Annotated in this window: 19 protein-coding genes and 1 pseudogene; all 20 read right to left on the reverse strand. The window is 30.2% G+C overall.

Features of this window, described 5'->3' with window-relative positions; all coding sequences use genetic code 11:
• Nucleotides 1-30 precede the first annotated feature (30 nt).
• Nucleotides 31-1215 (reverse strand): hypothetical protein, encoded by a 1185-nt coding sequence (locus HPRAE_RS09540; RefSeq protein WP_014553998.1) that lies wholly within the window; start codon nucleotides 1213-1215, stop codon nucleotides 31-33.
• 232 nt (nucleotides 1216-1447) lie between these two features.
• On the reverse strand, nucleotides 1448-2179 hold the full coding sequence (locus HPRAE_RS09545; RefSeq protein ID WP_014553999.1) for a nucleoside phosphorylase: 732 nt from the start codon (nucleotides 2177-2179) through the stop codon (nucleotides 1448-1450).
• Between the two features lie 78 nt (nucleotides 2180-2257).
• Nucleotides 2258-3742, reverse strand: a complete 1485-nt coding sequence (locus HPRAE_RS09550; RefSeq protein WP_014554000.1) for a dihydrolipoyl dehydrogenase family protein — start codon at nucleotides 3740-3742, stop codon at nucleotides 2258-2260.
• Between the two features lie 23 nt (nucleotides 3743-3765).
• Entirely contained in the window at nucleotides 3766-4701 is a 936-nt protein-coding gene (locus HPRAE_RS09555) for an ABC transporter permease (RefSeq protein ID WP_014554001.1), read from the reverse strand.
• Nucleotides 4702-5757 carry an ABC transporter permease gene (locus HPRAE_RS09560; RefSeq protein ID WP_014554002.1) on the reverse strand — a complete coding sequence of 352 codons (1056 nt, stop codon included), beginning with the start codon at nucleotides 5755-5757 and terminating at the stop codon, nucleotides 4702-4704.
• Entirely contained in the window at nucleotides 5754-7286 is a 1533-nt protein-coding gene (locus HPRAE_RS09565; RefSeq protein WP_014554003.1) for an ABC transporter ATP-binding protein, read from the reverse strand. The genes HPRAE_RS09560 and HPRAE_RS09565 overlap by 4 nt, the downstream gene beginning before the upstream one ends.
• 105 nt (nucleotides 7287-7391) lie before the next feature.
• Nucleotides 7392-8411, reverse strand: a complete 1020-nt coding sequence (locus HPRAE_RS09570; RefSeq protein ID WP_014554004.1) for a BMP family lipoprotein — start codon at nucleotides 8409-8411, stop codon at nucleotides 7392-7394.
• Nucleotides 8412-8720: 309 nt separating this feature from the next.
• Nucleotides 8721-8957, reverse strand: a complete 237-nt coding sequence (locus tag HPRAE_RS09575; RefSeq protein WP_014554005.1) for a flagellar protein — start codon at nucleotides 8955-8957, stop codon at nucleotides 8721-8723.
• 159 nt (nucleotides 8958-9116) lie between these two features.
• Nucleotides 9117-10127 carry an Rpn family recombination-promoting nuclease/putative transposase gene (locus HPRAE_RS09580; RefSeq protein ID WP_014554006.1) on the reverse strand — a complete coding sequence of 337 codons (1011 nt, stop codon included), beginning with the start codon at nucleotides 10125-10127 and terminating at the stop codon, nucleotides 9117-9119.
• 340 nt (nucleotides 10128-10467) lie between these two features.
• Nucleotides 10468-10650, reverse strand: coding sequence for a hypothetical protein (locus HPRAE_RS09585; protein ID WP_041607022.1), 183 nt, complete (start codon nucleotides 10648-10650; stop codon nucleotides 10468-10470).
• A 177-nt stretch (nucleotides 10651-10827) separates the two neighbouring features.
• Complete coding sequence (locus tag HPRAE_RS09590; protein ID WP_014554007.1) at nucleotides 10828-11322, reverse strand: hypothetical protein; 495 nt, start codon at nucleotides 11320-11322, stop codon at nucleotides 10828-10830.
• A gap of 204 nt (nucleotides 11323-11526) precedes the next feature.
• Nucleotides 11527-12264, reverse strand: coding sequence for a methylamine utilization protein MauJ (mauJ, locus tag HPRAE_RS09595; RefSeq protein WP_014554008.1), 738 nt, complete (start codon nucleotides 12262-12264; stop codon nucleotides 11527-11529).
• Between the two features lie 187 nt (nucleotides 12265-12451).
• Entirely contained in the window at nucleotides 12452-12622 is a 171-nt protein-coding gene (locus tag HPRAE_RS11220; RefSeq protein WP_014554009.1) for a hypothetical protein, read from the reverse strand.
• An 18-nt stretch (nucleotides 12623-12640) separates the two neighbouring features.
• On the reverse strand, nucleotides 12641-13075 hold the full coding sequence (locus HPRAE_RS09600; RefSeq protein WP_014554010.1) for a hypothetical protein: 435 nt from the start codon (nucleotides 13073-13075) through the stop codon (nucleotides 12641-12643).
• Nucleotides 13076-13240: 165 nt separating this feature from the next.
• Nucleotides 13241-13912: a TylF/MycF/NovP-related O-methyltransferase gene (locus HPRAE_RS09605; protein WP_014554011.1), complete on the reverse strand. Its 672-nt coding sequence runs from the start codon at nucleotides 13910-13912 to the stop codon at nucleotides 13241-13243.
• 126 nt (nucleotides 13913-14038) lie between these two features.
• A complete protein-coding gene (locus HPRAE_RS09610; RefSeq protein WP_014554012.1) occupies nucleotides 14039-15334 on the reverse strand; it encodes an RraA family protein in 1296 nt (431 codons plus the stop codon).
• A 31-nt stretch (nucleotides 15335-15365) separates the two neighbouring features.
• Nucleotides 15366-15947, reverse strand: coding sequence for a DUF8042 domain-containing protein (locus HPRAE_RS09615; RefSeq protein ID WP_014554013.1), 582 nt, complete (start codon nucleotides 15945-15947; stop codon nucleotides 15366-15368).
• Nucleotides 15928-17859, reverse strand: coding sequence for a motility associated factor glycosyltransferase family protein (locus tag HPRAE_RS09620; RefSeq protein ID WP_014554014.1), 1932 nt, complete (start codon nucleotides 17857-17859; stop codon nucleotides 15928-15930). Before HPRAE_RS09620 ends, HPRAE_RS09615 begins: the two co-directional genes overlap by 20 nt.
• Nucleotides 17860-17980: 121 nt before the next feature.
• A pseudogene (gene fliD, locus HPRAE_RS09625) lies at nucleotides 17981-19411 on the reverse strand (flagellar filament capping protein FliD).
• A 16-nt stretch (nucleotides 19412-19427) separates the two neighbouring features.
• Nucleotides 19428-19784 (reverse strand): flagellar protein FlaG, encoded by a 357-nt coding sequence (locus tag HPRAE_RS09630; protein WP_245528266.1) that lies wholly within the window; start codon nucleotides 19782-19784, stop codon nucleotides 19428-19430.
• Nucleotides 19785-19828 lie beyond the last annotated feature (44 nt).

Below are 19828 nucleotides of genomic sequence, written 5' to 3' on the forward strand. Positions count from 1 at the left end.
CATCTCCTAATTTAATAACTAAACTTTTAATTAATTGGCTTGAAGTTCTAAATAATCAGGGCCCAGCTTTTTAACCTGCAGAGGAAATTCTTTTTCATTTGCAAATCTTTCTGCTAAAACCGCTGTAGTTTGTAAGACTTTTAATAAATAAGAAGCAGAATCATCTGCAAAACTATATAATTTAAAATTCTGAACTCCACTCAGCTTCTTAATTACTTTTTCCAGTTTAGTTAAATCTTCGTATGCTGCTAAATTATTTACTTTTAGCTTCAAGTTTTTTTGACCACTATTTAAGTCAACTAAAGGTAATAATGCCTGAGCTAAATTTTCAGCTCCAGCTCTACCTGCTTTTTCAATAGCTAAGTCTAAAGCTTTTTGAGTTGATCTAGCATAGGCTTTTTCAGTAAAAGTAATTTTTTTAAGTTCTTCTCCAGTTTGAGCACTATAAACTAAAAAAGAACTTTTAACTCCAGCAATTTTTAAAAGACCAAAACCAAAATCTTTTTCTCCTAGTTGTTTAAGTTCACTTTGGCCAATAATTAATAATTCAAAAGGAAATTGAAAACTATCAACCAACTGTGAAGAATTCTGTTCCCATCCCTGTAAACCACCAACTACCTGCAAAAAATCTAGTTCACTACTTTGTTTAGCTAATCTAAAACCAAGACCTTTTAAATTAAGACTTAAATTTCTTTGGATTTGATCTGAAATTTTATTGATCCCTGCTTGTTCAGTCAAAGAATCTTCAATCTCTCTAACATAAAGCTGAAATTCATTTGAATTAGATCCAGCTAAAGCCGTTGTCTGAACATCTTCTACAAACAAAAGTAGCCTGGGATTATTCGTCTGATTTTCAATAATTAACTTTAGTTCTTCTAAATCTGAAAAGAGTTTAGACGTAACCTCTGCCTTAATTTCCAATTTGTAAACACCAGCTGCAGCTGATTGACTTAAAATCTGATAATTACTAATATAGCCTTCAGCTTGAGAATAAATACGACTACTAATTAATTTAGAATTTTCAACTAAAATTGATTTTCTAATAAAATTACCTGCTGCTTGCCTTACAGATTTAACCATTGCTTTTTGCAAAGCTTCTTTGCGAGCTAATTCTACCCCTGCAATTATTTCTGCTTCAGCGCTAACTGTTATTTCTTGAGCTTGAGTTAATGGTGTGATTAATGTTAGTAAGATTAGTATAATAAATATTTTCAAAAAAGCGCTTCTGATTATTTTCACCTCTTTTCTGCCAATTATAAGTATCAAATATATTATCGTTTAAAACTACTCATTTCTTAAATAGCTTTAGCTCTTATCTAAGTGATTAAAATCACCATAAGTTAAATTAAAGCTTATTTACAGGTTTATACAATTGAATTTGAATTTGCTAAAATATTGATTATCAGAAAACATTTTAATAATTGCTTTATCATATTCAGCAATGTTTCTACTGCTGCCAGGCTAAAAGTGCTTCTAAAGCTAATTTTATTTCTCTGCTTTCTCCTGCCATAATAACTTCATCTTCTTCAACATAGCTATTAATTCCAGCAGACGAGTCCTGACTATCATTAACTACTACATTTAAAATTGAAGCTGCTCGCAGTTTGCGTAAATTAGCTAGAGTAAAAAGAGCAGCAGTTTCCATATCTGAGGCCAGAACATTTTTCTGCTTCCAGTAATCAATAACTTCCTGGTTATGATCGATATAAAATGACTCATGGCTGCGGCAGATACCGAGACTAAAATCAAAGCCTAAATCTTCAGCTTTAGTTTTAAGACAATTACTCAATTCAAAATCACTTACTGCTGGGTATTCAGTTTTAACATAGGTCTTACTTAAACCATCTTCTCTAACAGCTGCTGTCACAATTATTAACTCTCCCAATTTAAGTTCAGGTTGTAAAGCTCCACAACTGCCAATTCTAATTAAATTTTTAGCACCACAATTAGCAAGTTCTTCAACTGCAATTCCCATTGAACAACCACCAATTCCAGTTGAAGTAACTGTAAGCGGCATTCCTTTGTAATTACCAGTTATTGTTCTAAATTCTCGATTAAAAGCAATTTCTTTGACCTGACTCAACTCTGAAGCAACTCTCAAAACCCGCTCTGGATCTCCAGGCAATAATACATTTTCGGCAATTTCCTCTGCTTGACAGAGCAAATGTGCTTCTTTCATTTGATCACTCCTAAATTCTTAATTTATATTTATTTAAATTAATCTTGCTCAAGCAATTTCAAGCCAGAGTTCATTCTATTAAAAACTAGATCCTAATTTGGGCTCCATCAGAGCAGCTTCTCTTAAGATTTCAGTTCTTGTTGGCTGAATATAGATATTTTCAAGCAAATCTTTTAACTCCAAATCAGCAGTTAAGCTTAGGCTAGAAACAATCTCTGAAAGCTGGTCTCCAACAAAATAAACTCCCAGAATTTTTTCAGACTCTGCTGCCAGCATAATTTTAACAAAACCCTTTTTTTGACTAATTAAGCTGCGCCAGCAATCTTTAAAATAGTACTTTTGAACTCGATATGCAATATTTTTAGCCTTTAACTGAGTTTCTGATAAACCAAAACCACCAATTTCAGGCAGAGTAAAAATATTTAAAGGAATAGTTTGAGCTGCTGCTGTTTTTAAATGAGTAACTGGCTTTTTATAATGAGCTTTTAACTTATTTTTGAAAATATCTAGCTGTTTAAGCTCATTAACTGCTATTAAGGCATCATTTATTGCTGTACTGGCAATTCCAAAATTACCATTAAGATCTCCCAAAGCATAAACTGCTGGGTTAGTTGTCTGTAATTTCGAATTAACCTGCAGACCTTGTTTATTAAAAGCAAGCTGCATTTTTTCAATTCCAGCAGGGAAATTTGCTTCTCTACCAGCTGTAAATAAGATTTTATCTACTATTAAAGTCTTAGTTCCAGTAGAACTCGCCCCTTGAGCAGTCTCTACTTGAACAGCTCTAGTAGTTTTAGTTTGCTTAGAATTTAAATTAGATTCTACTTCTACTTTAACTACTTTTTGATTTTTAAGCTCAGTTATTTCTGCTTTTTTTAAAGTAGTTGAAGTCATAATTTCAACTCCATTTTTTTCAAGTTCCTGTTTTAAAACTTTAGTTAGATCTTGATCAATTCCAGGCAGCAGACTATCTTTTTGATCTAAAATATAGACTTTAACTCCTAAAAAACTAAAAATAGAGGCAAATTCTGCTCCTTCAATATTCATACCTATAATTAACATACTTTCTGGTAATTTTTTAAAACTGACTGCTTCTTTATGAGAAATAATCGGCTCTTGTTCTAACTCTAAACCAGCATTTGTTTTAACTTGACTGCCGCTAGCCAAAATAACCCGTTCTGCTTTTATCAATTTTTCTTTTAATTCAAATTCATGGGCGGAATTAAAATGGCCCTCACCATAAAAAAGATCAGCTCCTGCTTGACTTAAATCTTTTTTAATTTTAGCTTCAATTTTTTTAAAATCAGCAGCCTGCAGCAAAAAATCAGTTTTTTTTAAATCTAACTTAAACTCCGGTAACATCTTTTTTGTTTTTTGATAAGCTTTGATTTTATCAGCAATCATTTTGACTGGTAAACTACCCCAATAAAAAGCAGTTCCCCCTAATTCATTTTTTTCGACAATAGCTGTTTTAAGACCAGCTCTAGCAGCTTCACGGGCTGCATAAAAACCAGCTGCTCCAGCCCCAATTACTAATAAATCATAATTAAGTTTCTGCTTCATTATTGCACCTCTTTTTTTACTTTTTAATTAACAGTTTTTAAAGCTTTTTCATCTTTTTTAGCAAGCTGTCTTTTAGCAATTATAAATAAAGCAATTACTGTAAAAAGATAAGGAATGGCCTTACTAAATTGAGAAGGAACCCCTACTCCCTGCAGCCTCATACCTACTGCATCAAAAAAACCAAATAAAAGAGCTGCTGCAAAGGTCTTAACTGGATGTGAACGCCCAAAAATTATTGCTGCCAAAGCAATAAAACCACGATCAGCACTCATTCCTTCTGAAAATAGAGTTAGATAACCTAAGGATAAATGCGCTCCTGCTAAACCAGTAAAAATCCCACACATCACAGAACTAAAATGCTTCATTAACTGTGAACTAACACCAACTGTATCTAGGGCTTCTGGATATTCACCTGCTGCCCTTAACCACATGCCATAGGGAGTTTTATAAAGAAAAATTGTAACCAAAATAACTAAAATCCAGCTCAAATAAACTGTTACTGAATGATTATTAAAAATTAGATTTAAGAAATTAATATTTTCTAAAAAAGGAATATTAATTCTAGGAATAGCAACAATTTTATCAGAAGAAAAAGCACCTTTTACCCCAAAAATAGTTCTTAACAGAAAAACAGTTAAACCACCAGCAAAAATATTAATTGCAATTCCCACAATAAATTCATCTGCTTTTAATTTAACTACCATAAAACTAAAAAATAAGCCAATTACTATCCCTGATAAAACAGCAAAAGCTACTCCCATCAATGAACTAGCAAAAAGATAACTACCTAAAACAGCAAAAAAGGCTCCAATTAAAATCATACCATCCATTCCGATATTTAAAATATCTGCCTGCATAGTTAATAATCCACCCAAAGCTGCTAAAATTAGAGGAGTTGAGGTTCGAATAGTATTCTGAATTACTGATAAGTTAAAAATCCTTGCTAAAATTTCTTCCATTTAAACTTCCTCCTCTTTCTTTAAAAATCCTTTAATAATTTTTTTCATTCCAGCCTCACCTGCAATAAAGAAGATAATTACTGACTGAATAATTAAAACCAATTCTGAAGGGATTTCAGTTGCCATTTCCATTGACATGGAACCTGTTTTTAAGGCAGCAAAGAAAAATGACATAAAAATGATTCCCAATGGATTATTTTTAACAATTAAAGCAATTAAAAGTCCATCAAAATAATAACCGGGAGAAATCCCCTGTAAAAATCTAAAATGAGTCCCTAAAACCTCAAAAGAACCTGCTATTCCAGCTAATCCACCGGAAATTAGCATTGCTGTAATCATTCGCTTTTTAGAGTTAACTCCTCCATAATCAGCAAATTCTTTATTTTGACCTACCATTTTAAAATCATAACCTAAAGTTGTTTTTTCTAAAAGATAATAGATTGTAATCCCCATTAAAGCTACCATAAAGATACTGCTATTTAAATCAGAAAGTCTAACTAAGCGGCTCAGCTGATAACCTTCTCCAATCATATCTGTTCCACCCATTTTGCCTTGACTTGTGGCAAAGGGATAATTAACCAAATAACCAGTAAAAAAGATAGCGACACTGTTTAGCATAATTGTGGTAATAACTTCATCAATCTTGTAATAGACTTTCAGTACCGCTGGAATATAGGCGTAAGCAGCTCCAACTGCTGCTGCCGCTAAAACTGCCAGCAATATCCCAAGGTAACCAGGCAAACTAGTAAATGTAATTCCTACATAAGCTGCGGCAAAAGCACCTAAATAAAGCTGTCCTTCTCCTCCAATATTGTAAATCCCAGCTCGAAAAGAAACAGCTGTAGCTAAACCTGTTAAAACTAAAGGTACCATTTTGGCTAAAGTCGTAGCAAAACGATACTGAGAATTAAAGGCACCCGCAAACATCGCTTGATAACCAAGTAGTGGATCTTTACCATAAAGCCACATAATAATAGCACCAATTAAAAGGGCTGCTGCAATAGAAATAAATAAAGAGCTTAAATATTCTAATTTATATTTATCTTTTTTAATCAATTGGCTTCACCCCTGTTCTCAGTCATATAAAGGCCTATTTCTTTTTTAGATAAATCTTTGTCATTTTCAAATTCACCTGTTATTTGACCTTCATAAATTGTTAAAATCCGATCAGAAAGCCGCATGATTTCATCTAATTCTGCTGAAACTAAAAGTACTGCACAGCCGTCATTTCTCTTTTTCATTATTTGCTGATGGATAAATTCTATAGCTCCAATATCCACTCCCCTTGTTGGTTGAGAAATCAATAAAATTGGACTATTAAAAGAAAATTCGCGGGCAATAACCATTTTCTGCATATTCCCACCAGAAAGACTACCTGCACTCACTTCTGCTCCCGGAGTTCTGATATCAAACTGCTCAATCAGATTTTCAGCTTCTTGTTTGACTGCCTGCTGTTTAAGCTGAATTTTTTTAACAGCAAAATCTTTTTGATACTGTTTTCCCATTAAAAGGTTTTCAGCAATACTAGCTTCTTTACTCATTCCGTTTTTTAACCTATCTTCGGGAATATGAACTACACCTGAATCGCGAATTTCCCCACTTTGGGCTGCCGAAAGATCTCTACCATTAATTATTATTTTACCTGAATCAATTTCTCGTAAACCAGCAATTACCTCTACTAGTTCGGATTGACCATTACCTTCTACTCCAGCAATTCCTAAGATTTCTCCACTGTGAACCTGAAAAGAAATATCTTTAACAGCCTCTAAGTTTCGATTGTCACGCGCTTTTAGCTTTTGGACCTCAAGTCTGGCTGGCCCTTTATTTGAAGCTCGCTCTAATTCTGCAAGTAAGACTTCACGCCCAACCATTAATTCTGCAATCTGAGCTTTAGTAGCACTTTGAGTAGGCATTGTTTTTAACTTTTTACCAGCTCTCATTACTGTTACGCGATCTGAAATATTCATAACCTCATTTAGCTTATGAGTAATAAAAATAACTGTTTTATTTTTTTCTTTAACTAAATTTTTAATTACTTCAAATAATTCTTCAGTTTCCTGAGGAGTTAAAACTGCTGTCGGCTCATCTAAGATTAAAATATCTGCTCCATGATATAGGACTTTTAAAATTTCAATTCGCTGTTGAATTCCAACTGAAACATCTACTACTTTCTGTAGTGGGTCAACCTCTAAGCCATATTCTGCCGCCAGCTTTTTGGTTACTGTCTCTGCTTTTTTTAAATCAGTAAAAATACTTTTCCGACGGGGTTCATAACCTAAAACTATATTTTCAGCAATTGTAAAAGAAGGAATCAACATAAAATGCTGATGGACCATACCAATTCCCCTTTTTATTGCCTGAGCTGGGTTAGCAATTTTTTCTTCTTTTCCTTCAATATAAATTCTGCCTGAAGTCGGCTGATGCAGGCCGTATAATATTTTAAGCAAAGTTGTTTTGCCAGCCCCATTTTCTCCAACTATAGCGTGGATTTCTCCTTTATTAATAGTTAAATCAATATCATTATTTGCTATAACTCCTGGAAACTCCTTTCTAATCTTTTCAAAACGAATTAATTCTGCTGCCATTACTTTCACCTCAATCACTTTTGATAAAAATAAGGGAGAAGCAACTTTCACTCCTCCCTTAATTAATCTACTTTAGTTTTTAAAAGCTAAAATCTAATTCATTTCTTAATAAGCTGTAGGTACTTCAATTTCACCACTAATAATCTGTTCTTTGATAACCTGGACTTTTTCTTTGATTTCAGCTGGAACTATCTGGTTCATTTCTTCAGTTCCATAACCGATATAAACTCCCTCTTCTTCTAAACCATAAGTATAAAGACTGCCTGAATTAAGTTCATCTGCAATAATTCTCTCAATTGACTCATAAACTGAGACATTAACTGCCTTAACTACACTTGCAATGATCACCTCAGGATTAATATAACGCTGATCTGCATCAACACCAATTACATAATTATCTTTTTCTCCTGCTGCCTGGAAAACGCCTTCTCCTGTTTTACCAGCTGCTGCAAAAACAATATCTGCTCCTTGAGAAAAGAGAGTCAAGGCTGATTCTTTACCCTGGGCTGGATCTTCAAAATCACCAGCAAAAACTGTTTCTACTTTAGTTTCCGAATCAACATATTTGGCACCTTCCTGATAACCAACTTGAAAGTTTCTAATCACAGGAATATCCATCCCACCTACCATTCCAATTATTTTTTCTGCTGTAATATTTGGAACTTCAGTTTTAGTAGTCATCATAGCAGCTAAAGCACCTGCTAAAAATGAACCTTCATTTTCTTTATATACTATAGATGTAATATTAGCTTGATCTTCTATCGTGTTATCAACATAAATATATTCTACCTCTGGAAACTCTGGTGCCACAGTTTGAACTACGTCGTAAAATTCAAATCCAACTACAATTACTACATCACCATACATTGAACCCTGAATCAGGCGATCTCTAAATAGAGAGGGATCATTTCTACATTCTAAAACGCGAGAGTCAATCCCAAAATCTTCTTCTGCCCATTCTACACCCTCAGCAGCTGAATCATAAAATGAACGATCACCTAAACCACCAGAAACTACCAGTGCAACTTTAAGCTCTGATTCTGCCTGTACAGCCTCTGTTTCTAAAATCACTGCAGAACTACAAATAAAAAATAAAGCTAATGTTAAAAATAAAAATTTTTTCATTTTAAATAACACCTTCTCCTTTGTTTTTTAATATATTTAAACCGTTTTTTTATTGATCACGGCTTAACTGCTCTTCCTGTTTTAGTGCTTTTAAATCCCTGATTATTCACTGATGCTGATTAAAAATTTCTAGCTCACCAAAATAATTGCCCCTTTTATAGATAGACTGGACATATTTCCGAAAATATTCTCAATTTTTTCATTATCTTTTATAATTTTTTTAAAATTCAATTTTCGCACCTTAATTATAGATTATTTAGCCAAAAAAATAAAGGACAGATGTCCTAAAGAGCTTCATTAACTTAATTTTTAATCATCAATTTCTAAAATATTAGAAATTATAAATTTATCTTCTCGAATATATTTTCTGATTAATTCTTCTTCAACTCCAGTTTTATTATGAATTTTTTTAACTGTAGAATTAGGATGTTCCCAGAGAAAATCTTTGATTTTACGTAATTTATGCTGATTCTCTTCTTTACATTCATCACAGAGACCAGATTTGTTTTTAGTTAGTGAACCACAGAGATAGCAGTTTTTCACCATATTTTATGCCTCCAAAGATTATAATTATTTTTATTATATTTATATTTTAACAAATAAAGCTCTCCACCTAAATCACAGCTTTAGATGGATTTTTCTTGGCTGTTTTAGATAAAATATATTTTTCTATAGAAATCAAGAAAGAATAAAATTACTTAAAATTTAAATATCAATACTCTTTATTAATTTATCTAATGAATCATAATTTTTAATTGCAATTTTGATTTCTTTTAATTTTTCATAGTCCTCTATTTTTTTAACATCTTTCGCAAAAGGTTTACTTGTCAAACCAAATTTCAATTCCAAAGCAAATTCAATCATTTCATGCATATTCTCGATTTTACCTTCTTCTTTACCTTCTTCTTTACCTTCTTCTCTTCCTTCTATTTTACCTTCTTCTTTTCCATCATGATAAATTTTTTCTGCTATAGTCATGATTACAGCACTCCCTTCAGCTGAAATTTTTTTTGACTTTTGGTCCAATTCACTTAAAGAGATCTCTTCTCCAATATTTAAAATATACTTAACAACAGTTTCAATATACTCAAGTCCGGTTGTCTTTTTTCTCAGCTCAATTAATAAAGGCAGAATTTCTCGCAGTCCATTATCAAAATTATCATCAAAAATATGTGAGATTAGCTTTAAAAATAATTTTAATTTAATCTGGCCTTTGATTTCTGCATCAGAATAACTAGAAAAATCATAAATTAAATACTTATGGTCAGGTATATAATTTGATATAGCTGCTGGGATAGCTTCAATTAATTCTGATAATCTGTCTCCACAATCCCATTTTCTATCTCCATGGTAAATAAGCATTGGAAGAATAGGCGGCAACTTCCTATTTTTGTTCTGCTTATGATAAAGCTTCCAGATATCTGCAATATAACCGAGCATCTGAATCGGTGTCATTTTGTCATAATAACTTTTGTGTTCAAATAAAACATAAATAAACCCATCTCTGCCATCTATACTAACATTATATAAGATATCAGAAAAGCTTTCTTCTAATTCCTTATCTATAAAACTATCTTTGGCTACCTTAATATCTGTTAGATCGATTTCTTTTAAAATATTATCAGGCAGGTAATTTTGCAGAAAATCTACTGCCACTTCCTTATCACCGAGAGTTCTCTTAAAAAGAGAATCATGTGGGTTTTTAATAATATCCAATTTAGTCCCTCCATCTTTGTAAACTTCTTATATATTTATTATATCATATTAGTGATGATTACAAAACAGATTATTCTGAAATTGTTTTCCCAATTATTGGTTCAGCAAATGGTAAATGCACATCAATTTATCAATATTTAATCTACCATCTTTATTTTTTAAACTTCAAAATTATAATTGTATTAATTTTTGTTTCAATTCTACTATAATTAAAACATATATATGTTTTATATAAAAAAAACCACCTTATAGTGGTTGATTGTTTTAGTATTAATAATCAATTCAACACCCTGTCCCTTTAGTTGCATAGCTGCATTTCTTAAAGATAAAGCATTAGAAATTATTTATTTAACCTGCTCCTTATTTGTTCAAAAATTTTATCTCTATTTTTAATTTCAACACCCAGTTCTTTTTCTGTTTCATCTCTTAATAAGGCAATGTTTTTATTACTATTTTCATCTACAGTAATAACTGGTGTATTGAAAACTCGATTATATACATCATTTGGATCATGAAAAAACAATGAATAAAATTTTTTTAATTTACTATAAATTTTTGAAGCTATTTTACTGTGCCGAATAATTACATCATGACCTGATATATCTTCTATAATTTGAAAATCAAAGCTTTTAGGACCAACAACTTCAAAAGTTCCTGTGTTAAATATTTCTATATTGGAAAATAAATAAACAAGACTGGACTACGTTTTTAAAAATTTATTAGCTGAAATTGATTTTGGACAAACAAAAAAATCCAATCTTTTGTTTTCTGAAGCTTTAATTTCTGAATAAATAGATTTAGAATTATCCTTATTTGTCTTTCCAATATCTTTTAAGCTCATATTTTTTGGCAACCATAAACTAAATACTGGAAACGGAAATGGCTCTTTAGCATTTATAGATCCTAAATGAGGCAGTTTAGCCACCTTATCAGAATAATCTTTTAAATGTATAACAGGAGAAGATAATACATTTTTATTTATATGTAAAAAATAACCGTGCCAGCTAATTGAATTAATTGTATGAGTCGGCTGAGTAAACTCTGTGAAATAGTTTCCCGCAACAATCTTATCAAAATACAAACCTTTTCCAGAATCAATAAAAATATCAGTTTCTCCTTTTTTTGAATTTTTAGGAGATTTAATTTTAAAAGTCAGTATCTTTTTTCCAGCTTTTAAAACAACTATTTTATTCACTGCAGTTTCCTTTCACTATTAAAAACATCCAAATTATTAAGTTAATGTTTTAAAATTAGAGTAATCAATAAATCCGAGCAATTCTGGAATATCGATAACATCACAGCTGCAGCAAGTTATCTGCAGAGCGGTAAACTTGAATTTAATTTATGCTTGAGATATATTTTTTAAATAAAAAAACGTGGATAAATTTCAATTTCCAATTCATACTAAATTTTTACGTTTAATTGCAACCTTAACTAATTTAGAAAGCTTATCAACTAAATTAGTAATTTTATTCCTAATTTCTTTTATATTAGAATTTTCATTAGTATGACTAACTTGATTTCTATAATAAGTATAAATAGTTTCAAGATACTCTTTATTGAAACGTGTAGTCTTTTTTTCTTTTACATTTTTATTTTGATTTCTAATAAAATCATCCACATTACCCTGAGAACTTTTCTTTTTATCACTATTTATTAAATCAAATAAAATACTGTATAAAAATAAAAATCTCGCAATTTCATTTTTGATTTGAAGAGCACTTCTGTATAATTCAAAATAAAATGATTCTTTTTCATAATTCTTCTCTAGACAGTTAAATATTTCATTCAACTCTTGACTATCAGTTTTTTTACATAAAGTTCTTACTGACTTTATTTTACCGTATCCTTTACTTGATTTTTTAGTTATCTCACTTCTTATCATAGGAATTCCTATATAATTTGCAGTATTAAAAGCGATTTTATTTAAAATATTCTCCATTGCCTTTTTAGTTAATTTTCTAGCAATTTCAGGTTCAACTATTTTTTCTTCAATAAAAAATCTTATCCAGGTATCTTTATTATCATTTTTTTGAAATATAATTATTTTTTTAATTCCATCATAAATTGATTCAATTTTAAATTTACTATCAAAATTTAAACTTCTTATTTCAACACTATAGTCGATGTAGCTCATTTTATATAACTCCTTTTTTATATTTAGTTGGTAAATAGTTAAATTAGTTATATTTTTCATCTAATTATAGTCGGTCTATCCGTAGGAATATAACATGTTATAAATTTTGATCTTAACTAACCTAAATGTTATCGATCAAATTATTTCAACTTAAAATCCTTAGTTTTTTAGTTTCATCTTAAGATAGTTAAAATACTGCTGTAGCCCTCATGCTCCTCAGGTTCATTTCTATTTCAGCAAGTTTTCTTCTCTTTTTTATTACTTCTGCTCTTTTATTTTTAGAAGTTTTTAGTTTAGAGTTTATTTCTTTTTTTAATTTCTTTATTATTTTAAGCAGCTTATCTATTTTTATTTGCATTTTATCAGTCCTAATTTTTTACCCCTGCTCATCTAATACATGCTCTTCCTTCTTGTCTTCAGCATAAATAAAACGATCTTTACCGGAGGCAGTCATTTTAAGCTGAACCTTACCGATTCCAAATTCTTCGTTGGCTTTATGCTGAATGGCAGCCTGTATCTCTGTTAAGTTATATTCTCCTGGATCAATTTTTAGAGCCCGATTGCGGTTATTATGATTAATAAAAAAGATATTATTGCTGTTATTGATTTTGATCGGTCTTTTAATTCCATTTTTAGCTGCAAAATCTTCCAGGGTATAGGTGACTTTTTCTGTCGGCTGTGATTTAGTGAATCTGTCACCTTTTAGATCCTGTTTATTCTGCTCACTACTCTGATCAGGCTGGTTGAGTTGATTGACGATTACATTTTTAATTTGGGTAAGGATATAATTAGTATTATCTACAGCAGACATTTTTAGTCACCTCTCTTAATTTTCTTCCAGTAACTCCTGATTGAAGTTTCTCATCTTATCCAAATATTCTACCATCTCTACTTCCAGTAAATCAGCTAGATAGTCAAAGTCTTCATTTTGTAGAGCTACCATAGCTCTGTTTAAAGCCTGAGTAAAATCTTTGTTTTATTTGCGAATATAAGCAGGAACATGAGAAATAGAGTGCTTTTTAATTACTTTATTTACTTCCTTTTTATCTAAAAATTCATCTACTGCTTTAGTTGCACCAGCTACTTTGCCATAATCATCTAATACTATTAATCCATTTTTGACAACTTTATCAAATAAATTTTCTAAAACAAATTTTGTAGGTTGGTAAACATCTACATCAATATGAAGCAAAGATATTTTTAATTCAGGATTTTTTATTAAATATTCAGGGATAGTTTTTATAATATCACCTTTAACTAGTTCATAATTTCTAAAATTTTTGTGTTTTAAAATTTTATCTAATTCTTCTACTGAAATTCCATTTCCCGCATTATTTTCGAATTTTTCTATAAACTCAATATCATTCTCACTTGCCTTATTGGGGCGAGGAAATTCACCGAAAATATCAAACCCAATAATTTTTCTAGAGTAATAATTTTCAAGCATTTCTCTAAAACTAGAAAATCTTATTAAAGATGCACCTTTAAAAACTCCGCATTCAACAATATTTCCAGGTAAATCTATAATAGATTTATAAAGTTCATAATGGGATATTAATTTTGCCAATCGTTCTACTTTACTGGTCAAATAAAAACCATTCTCATATTCATAAGATTTATCTAAATTAAAATCAAAAATTCTATTCATAATTTCACTCCATTATTAAATTTCGTTAAGTCGAATCAGTTTTTTTTAGCCCATACCACACTAGTAATATCATTTTTAATCTCTATTAAAATTTAGAAAAAATAAAAATCATTTCATTAACAATTATTAAAATGCTCCATGTCTATCTATAATATCATTTGTATTATGACCAACTAAAATATCAGAAATAATCTTATTTTCAGTTTTAATAACTTTTAAAGCCTTTTTAATAATCAAATTCTCATACTTTTTCGGTAAAACAATTATGCCATCACTATCTGCAAATATTAAATCACCCGGACTAACTTCAACTCCCATGATATTGACTTTTTTATTAATACTTTCTGTAGTAGCTCTTTTTCTAACATCTTTTGAAATATTGCCGGTAGAAAAAACTGGGAAATCTAAATCTGTTACATCTTTTCTATCTCTAGTTTTCCCACCAATAATGGCACCAACAGCTCCACTTTTTATTGCTAAATTCGCATTCAGATTTCCAAAATATGCATATTCACTTATTTCATTTTCCACTACAATAATATCGTTAGGAACTATGGTTTTATAAGATTCTAATGCTTCATAAATACCTCTAAAATCTTCACCCTTGTTCAATTTTCTCAATTTCAAAGTTTTAGCTCTTCCCATAATTTTTTTATTTTTCATATTAGGTTTTAAACCACTTATGAAATTATCGAGATTTAAATCATCCATAATATCAGATAACATTGCACTTGTTAAAATTTTAGATAAATTTCTAAATCTTTCTCTTTCTTCTTCTCGTTTCCCAGCCATTATATAACTTGCTAATTTAAAATCTTCTGGATAATTAACATCTACTGCTTCAATAGACTCTGCTTCTAATAAATATGGATTACTTCCTATTCTTTTCTTTTTATTTAAAGCAACATCTTTATTAACAATATAAAGTCCCATGGTTTCAATAATAGTATCATCCAAATCATTACTATTAGGAATATGCTCATTATTATATAAAGGGCCATTTTCATCCCATAAATACTGTTTTTCTTTATTAACTAAAACTATTGAATCATACCGTTCTTTGTTTTTTAATTTTTCTACCCCTTTACGAATAGTATCAATTTTGATAAATGGACTAGTACATAAAATTTGTATATAAATATCTGCTTTCACTTTTTTTGCCTCATTAAACATTAACATATGACCGTCTGTACTATTATTTGCTAAAGATGGATCTCGTCTTAAATATTTACAGTCTACCTCCGAAGCTAAATCAAAAACAGCTTCGGAATCTGAATCTAAATATACCTCATCAATAAAATCACATTTCATAAGTTTTTCTAATGTGTGCAGAAATAAAGGCTTTCCATCTAATAATTTAATGTTTTTTGATTTTATTCTTCTACTCTGACCTTTAGCAGGCAAAAAAGCTACAACTCTCATTTAAATTCCCTCTACTTTCTATTATAAATAATTAATAACTCTTTTTTATTCTCCTATTAAATTCAACCATAGTTTCTACATGTTCAACTATCTCATATTCCAAAATATCAGCAACTAAAACATAATCTTCTTTGTTATATGCCACCATTAAATCACTAAGAGGTTTATTCATATCATTTATCAAATTCTTAATCTCTTCAGATAACTCTTTCTGATCTAAAAGAGAAGTGATTTTTATAATTACACCTGTATACCATTTCAAACCATCTATTATTAGTTTATATTTATTATGGGCTTCTTTTTCTCTTCCATTTCTAAAAAGCGACGCAGTATTTTTTATACCACTATATAATTTAGGCAAATAATCTGAAGCCTCTTCAATAGTCTCTATAATCAAAACCTCAGAAGTTTTTGTTACAAATTTGAGCTCCTTTATACTTGCCTTCTCATTAATATTCTCTTTTATATATTCTTCATTAACTGCAACATCATTAATTAGAATTTTACTTAGAATTTCATCTTCTAAATTATTTTTTATTTTATTTAAGATATCAGGAACTTCTAAATCTTTGTATTTTTTAGTTACTTCCTCATTATTTAAATAAATTATCATTATTTTCTTCCTCCTGATTATCTTTTTTTAAGTGTAAATTTTTAATTAAATTTATACATTTTTTTAATTCTTCTATATATTGAACTCGATAACTTCGGTAATATTTTATTTCTTCTTTTATTTTTTTAGTTTGATTCATATAGTATTTATTTTTAATTTCTTTATATTTCATAGACTCTACAATCAGTATGCGTTCAATACAATATTTAACATTTTCTAAAGACTTTAATTGATTCTCTAAACTCTTTAACTTATTTTGGAATTTAATTATCTCTCCCCTAGCTAATTCATTAGTATATTTAAGCTTTTTTTCCATATCACTTATTAAAGATAACTGCTTCGCAGACAAAACTATAGCCTGATTTAATTCTTGAAATAAATTTTTAATAGAATTCTCCAACTTGTTTTTAGGATAGTCATGTTTAACCGTTTCATATGTATTTTTTAATAATATTTTGGCATTTATATTAATATCTTCCTCACAATATTCTTTAATTGCCTTTTTCATAGTTTTAATTTCTGTATTCTTTATTTTTGCGCCACCTTCTGTAGCATCAATATATTTTCTGTCAGGATGTTTAGCAAAGTAATTATTAAAGAAACTTATCATTGTCATAAATGTTTTACTCGTCAAAACTTTCTCCCCTGTATAACTATCCACTGCAATCAAATTTTCATTTGAAACTTTCTCATCCTCTTTATATGTTCCAGCAGCATGAGTTTTGCCATTAGCATATGCAAGATCTTGACCAGCTAAAATTATAGGATTTGCACCCATTTTATAAGCTAAATCAACCATGCTGTGTGCAACTGTTCCCCCTGTTTTAATAGGTGTATATTCACCATTAATTTTTTCTACCCAACCACTAAAATTTCTTTTCATAGTAAAAAAAGATAATTTATCATTCCAGCGTCTTGGCGCCTTATAATAAGTACCTAACTCTAAAAATAAAATTATATCATTTAAATCTTTTACTTTTTTGAAATCAGAAAATTTATCTAAATGACCATCCATTGCTACTACTATATCTGGTTTTATATCATTTTTTATTAATGCTTCTAAAGCAGAATCTACACATATTATTAAAGCTTTACCTTCAGCATTTTTAATATCATTGATATTTTTATCTAATGAAGGGCCAGCAGAAACACAAATTGCTGGTATATCTTTAAATTTTTCAAAAAAAGCATCAGCTTTAGGATTATTAAAAATAAAAAGAAGGTTAGCAATAATGTTATTCCTCCAATGTTTAGCTGATTTAATATTGGTAGCCAATTCGGTTTTCTTATAATTTATTCCTTCTTTAATTTCTTGATAAATATCTTTATATTCTTCACTAAATAATTTTACAGAAGGACTGTGTTCCAAAAAGTCCAAATCCTTTTCAAGATTCAACTCATAATAAGCTATAATAGCATCAAATAATTCTTGTTTATTATCTAAAACAAAGATTATATTATCACTTTTTAATAATTTTCTTAAATCTATATACTTTAAGGCAATATAAAAAATAGAAAAGTAAGGTTCAATGATAAAAATTTTATCATATTTATTTTCAGCTGCTAATTTATTCAAATGATATCCTAAACCAAATCCTAGGGCAAAAACCTGCTGTTTATTTTGAGTTTTAAACTCCTTAATCTGTCGTTCTGACTCCCTGATAGGATTATATGTGCTGTGAAAATATATATCATTATTCTTATATTTCACACGCATTGTGAGACCATCATTCTTAGCTTTTTCTAAATAAATAGTTAAATCATTTTCTTGATCAATAATTTTTTTGATTATCTCTTTATCTTCTTCATCATTTATTTCAAGAAAATTATGTTCTTCATATTTTTTTATGCATTGATATAAATTTGGTTTTTTACTTTTAATTGCTCGCATATTTTTATTATAATTATCCAAAATAAACACATCCTAAAATTTGTATCATTAATATTACAAATAAATTCATTCAAATTTATAAAAAGGAGATTGATATTTATTAAATCAACCAATCTCCTCAACAAAAATTATCTTATCATATTTACATCATACTGCTTACAGTAGATCCCCCCATACTCTGGAGTTGACTCATCATCCAGCTCTGCTGACTCTGCATTTCTGAAATTGCTTCTTCCATAGCTGAAAACTGATCAACATATCGCTGTCTAGTCATCTCTACTTTTCGCTGCACATCTTCTATATCATCATTCAATCCATCTATCCTGGTATCATAGAAGTCAAGTCTTCTTGGGATCAAACCAGTATTGGACTACATCAATTGGTCAAGATAACTATCCATTCTAACAGCCATTCCTTCATAGCCATCAGAATCACTTTCAGCAGTAAAGATAGATATTACTTCTTCTGGAGAATCTTCAAGAGCTTCAGTAAATTTAGAACTATCAAAGCTCATTACTCCATCTCTGTCAATTTCTATACCTACAGAAGTTAGAGTATTATAATCTCCACTATCTTTAACTTTAGAAGTTACAAGTTCTCTTAAGCGCATCTGTAAGCGCATAGCAGTACTATCACCCTGAAGAACAGCACTTTTTTCTGTTTCCTCATCATAATCAGTCTTACCATCCAGAAAGCTCATTGCACTGTTGTACTGGTCTACAAAAGCCTGAACTGCTTTAGTAGCTTTACCAGTATCTTTAGCTACAGAAACACTAGAAAAAGCAGTATCTGTTCCGTCATTAGCAACAGCATCTGGATTGATATTAAAGGTAACACCTTCTACTGCTTCTGAAAAAGTATTGGAAGAACTTGTTATACCTGTAATACCATTAATATCTATTTCTGCATTAGAGGCTGATTGAACTTCAATATCATTTGTTATAGCTCCACCATCTAATATCCCTAAAGTTTCTAAGACACCATCATTAGTATTACTATCAATCAGATTATTTCCAGCGACTAAAGCATTCTCTTCCCCTGTTTCACTAGTTTCCAAAACTAAATGATTATCTACAATAGAAGCTTTTACTCCTGCATTTGCATCATTAATTTTATTGCTAATATCTCTTAAGCTGTCTGTGTCATTAATAGTAATAGCTTTTTCATTAATAGTTATTGTATTTTCTGCTGCAAAATCACCAAGTCCACTAATTGGAGCACTGGTATCATCAAATCTTGTTCCAGCAAGTCGCTGAACCTGAGCTGTACTCTTTACGGTAACAGAATAATTAGCTTCATCAGAACTATTACTTGCAGTAGCTGTAACTACATCTTCATTACTACTATTAGCTGTTCTAGAATTATAGGTTGCAGAAAGCTTTAAATCTGTAATCCTATTTTCTAACTTATCAAGCCTGCTGTTAACATCTCTCCAGGCACCTTTAGTTTGTTCCAGTTCGGATATTTCTTGCTGGTAATTATAGATTGGACGCTGTTCTAATTGAACCAACTGACTAATTATTGATTCGGTATCCATACCGGTTGCTAATCCACCAAGACTTAAATCACTCATTTATAACACCTTCTTCCTAAACCGTCTCATCTATTAAGATTCCTACCATTTCATGAATTCGTGCTTGTAAATCAAGCATTTCTTCTGGAGGTAGTTCTTTAATTACTTCATCTGTATTTAAATCAACTACCTTAACCATCATCTTTTCTGTATCTTCATGAATCTGGAAGGAAAGTCCTTCTTTTACTTTATCTACTATTTCGTTTACATCTTTAACTGATTCTCTGACTTCATCTTCAAGTTCTTGCTCGGAGTATTCCTGTTTTTCTCGAAGAGACTCAGGCTTGCGATCACTATTATCATTTCTATTAACTCTAGTGTTTTGATTATTACTGTTATTGTTATGAATCTGACGGTTGGAAATAGATTCCACACTATCTACTCTCATAATAGCTTCCACCCTTTCTTCTAAAAAAA

Origin of the sequence: Halanaerobium praevalens DSM 2228, assembly GCF_000165465.1 — a bacterium.
Lineage (GTDB): Bacteria > Bacillota > Halanaerobiia > Halanaerobiales > Halanaerobiaceae > Halanaerobium > Halanaerobium praevalens.

Bases quoted from the DNA above. Each gene is read 5' to 3' on its own strand.
- HPRAE_RS09545 (WP_014553999.1), bottom strand. From the start codon at position 2,179: ATGAAAGAAGCACATTTGCTCTGTCAAGCAGAGGAAATTGCCGAAAAT.
- HPRAE_RS09550 (WP_014554000.1), bottom strand. From the start codon at position 3,742: ATGAAGCAGAAACTTAATTATGATTTATTAGTAATTGGGGCTGGAGCA.
- HPRAE_RS09555 (WP_014554001.1), bottom strand. From the start codon at position 4,701: ATGGAAGAAATTTTAGCAAGGATTTTTAACTTATCAGTAATTCAGAAT.
- HPRAE_RS09565 (WP_014554003.1), bottom strand. From the start codon at position 7,286: ATGGCAGCAGAATTAATTCGTTTTGAAAAGATTAGAAAGGAGTTTCCA.
- HPRAE_RS09570 (WP_014554004.1), bottom strand. From the start codon at position 8,411: ATGAAAAAATTTTTATTTTTAACATTAGCTTTATTTTTTATTTGTAGT.
- HPRAE_RS09575 (WP_014554005.1), bottom strand. From the start codon at position 8,957: ATGGTGAAAAACTGCTATCTCTGTGGTTCACTAACTAAAAACAAATCT.
- mauJ (WP_014554008.1), bottom strand. From the start codon at position 12,264: ATGAGCTACATCGACTATAGTGTTGAAATAAGAAGTTTAAATTTTGAT.
- HPRAE_RS11220 (WP_014554009.1), bottom strand. From the start codon at position 12,622: ATGCAAATAAAAATAGATAAGCTGCTTAAAATAATAAAGAAATTAAAA.
- HPRAE_RS09600 (WP_014554010.1), bottom strand. From the start codon at position 13,075: ATGTCTGCTGTAGATAATACTAATTATATCCTTACCCAAATTAAAAAT.
- HPRAE_RS09605 (WP_014554011.1), bottom strand. From the start codon at position 13,912: ATGAATAGAATTTTTGATTTTAATTTAGATAAATCTTATGAATATGAG.
- HPRAE_RS09610 (WP_014554012.1), bottom strand. From the start codon at position 15,334: ATGAGAGTTGTAGCTTTTTTGCCTGCTAAAGGTCAGAGTAGAAGAATA.
- HPRAE_RS09615 (WP_014554013.1), bottom strand. From the start codon at position 15,947: ATGATAATTTATTTAAATAATGAGGAAGTAACTAAAAAATACAAAGAT.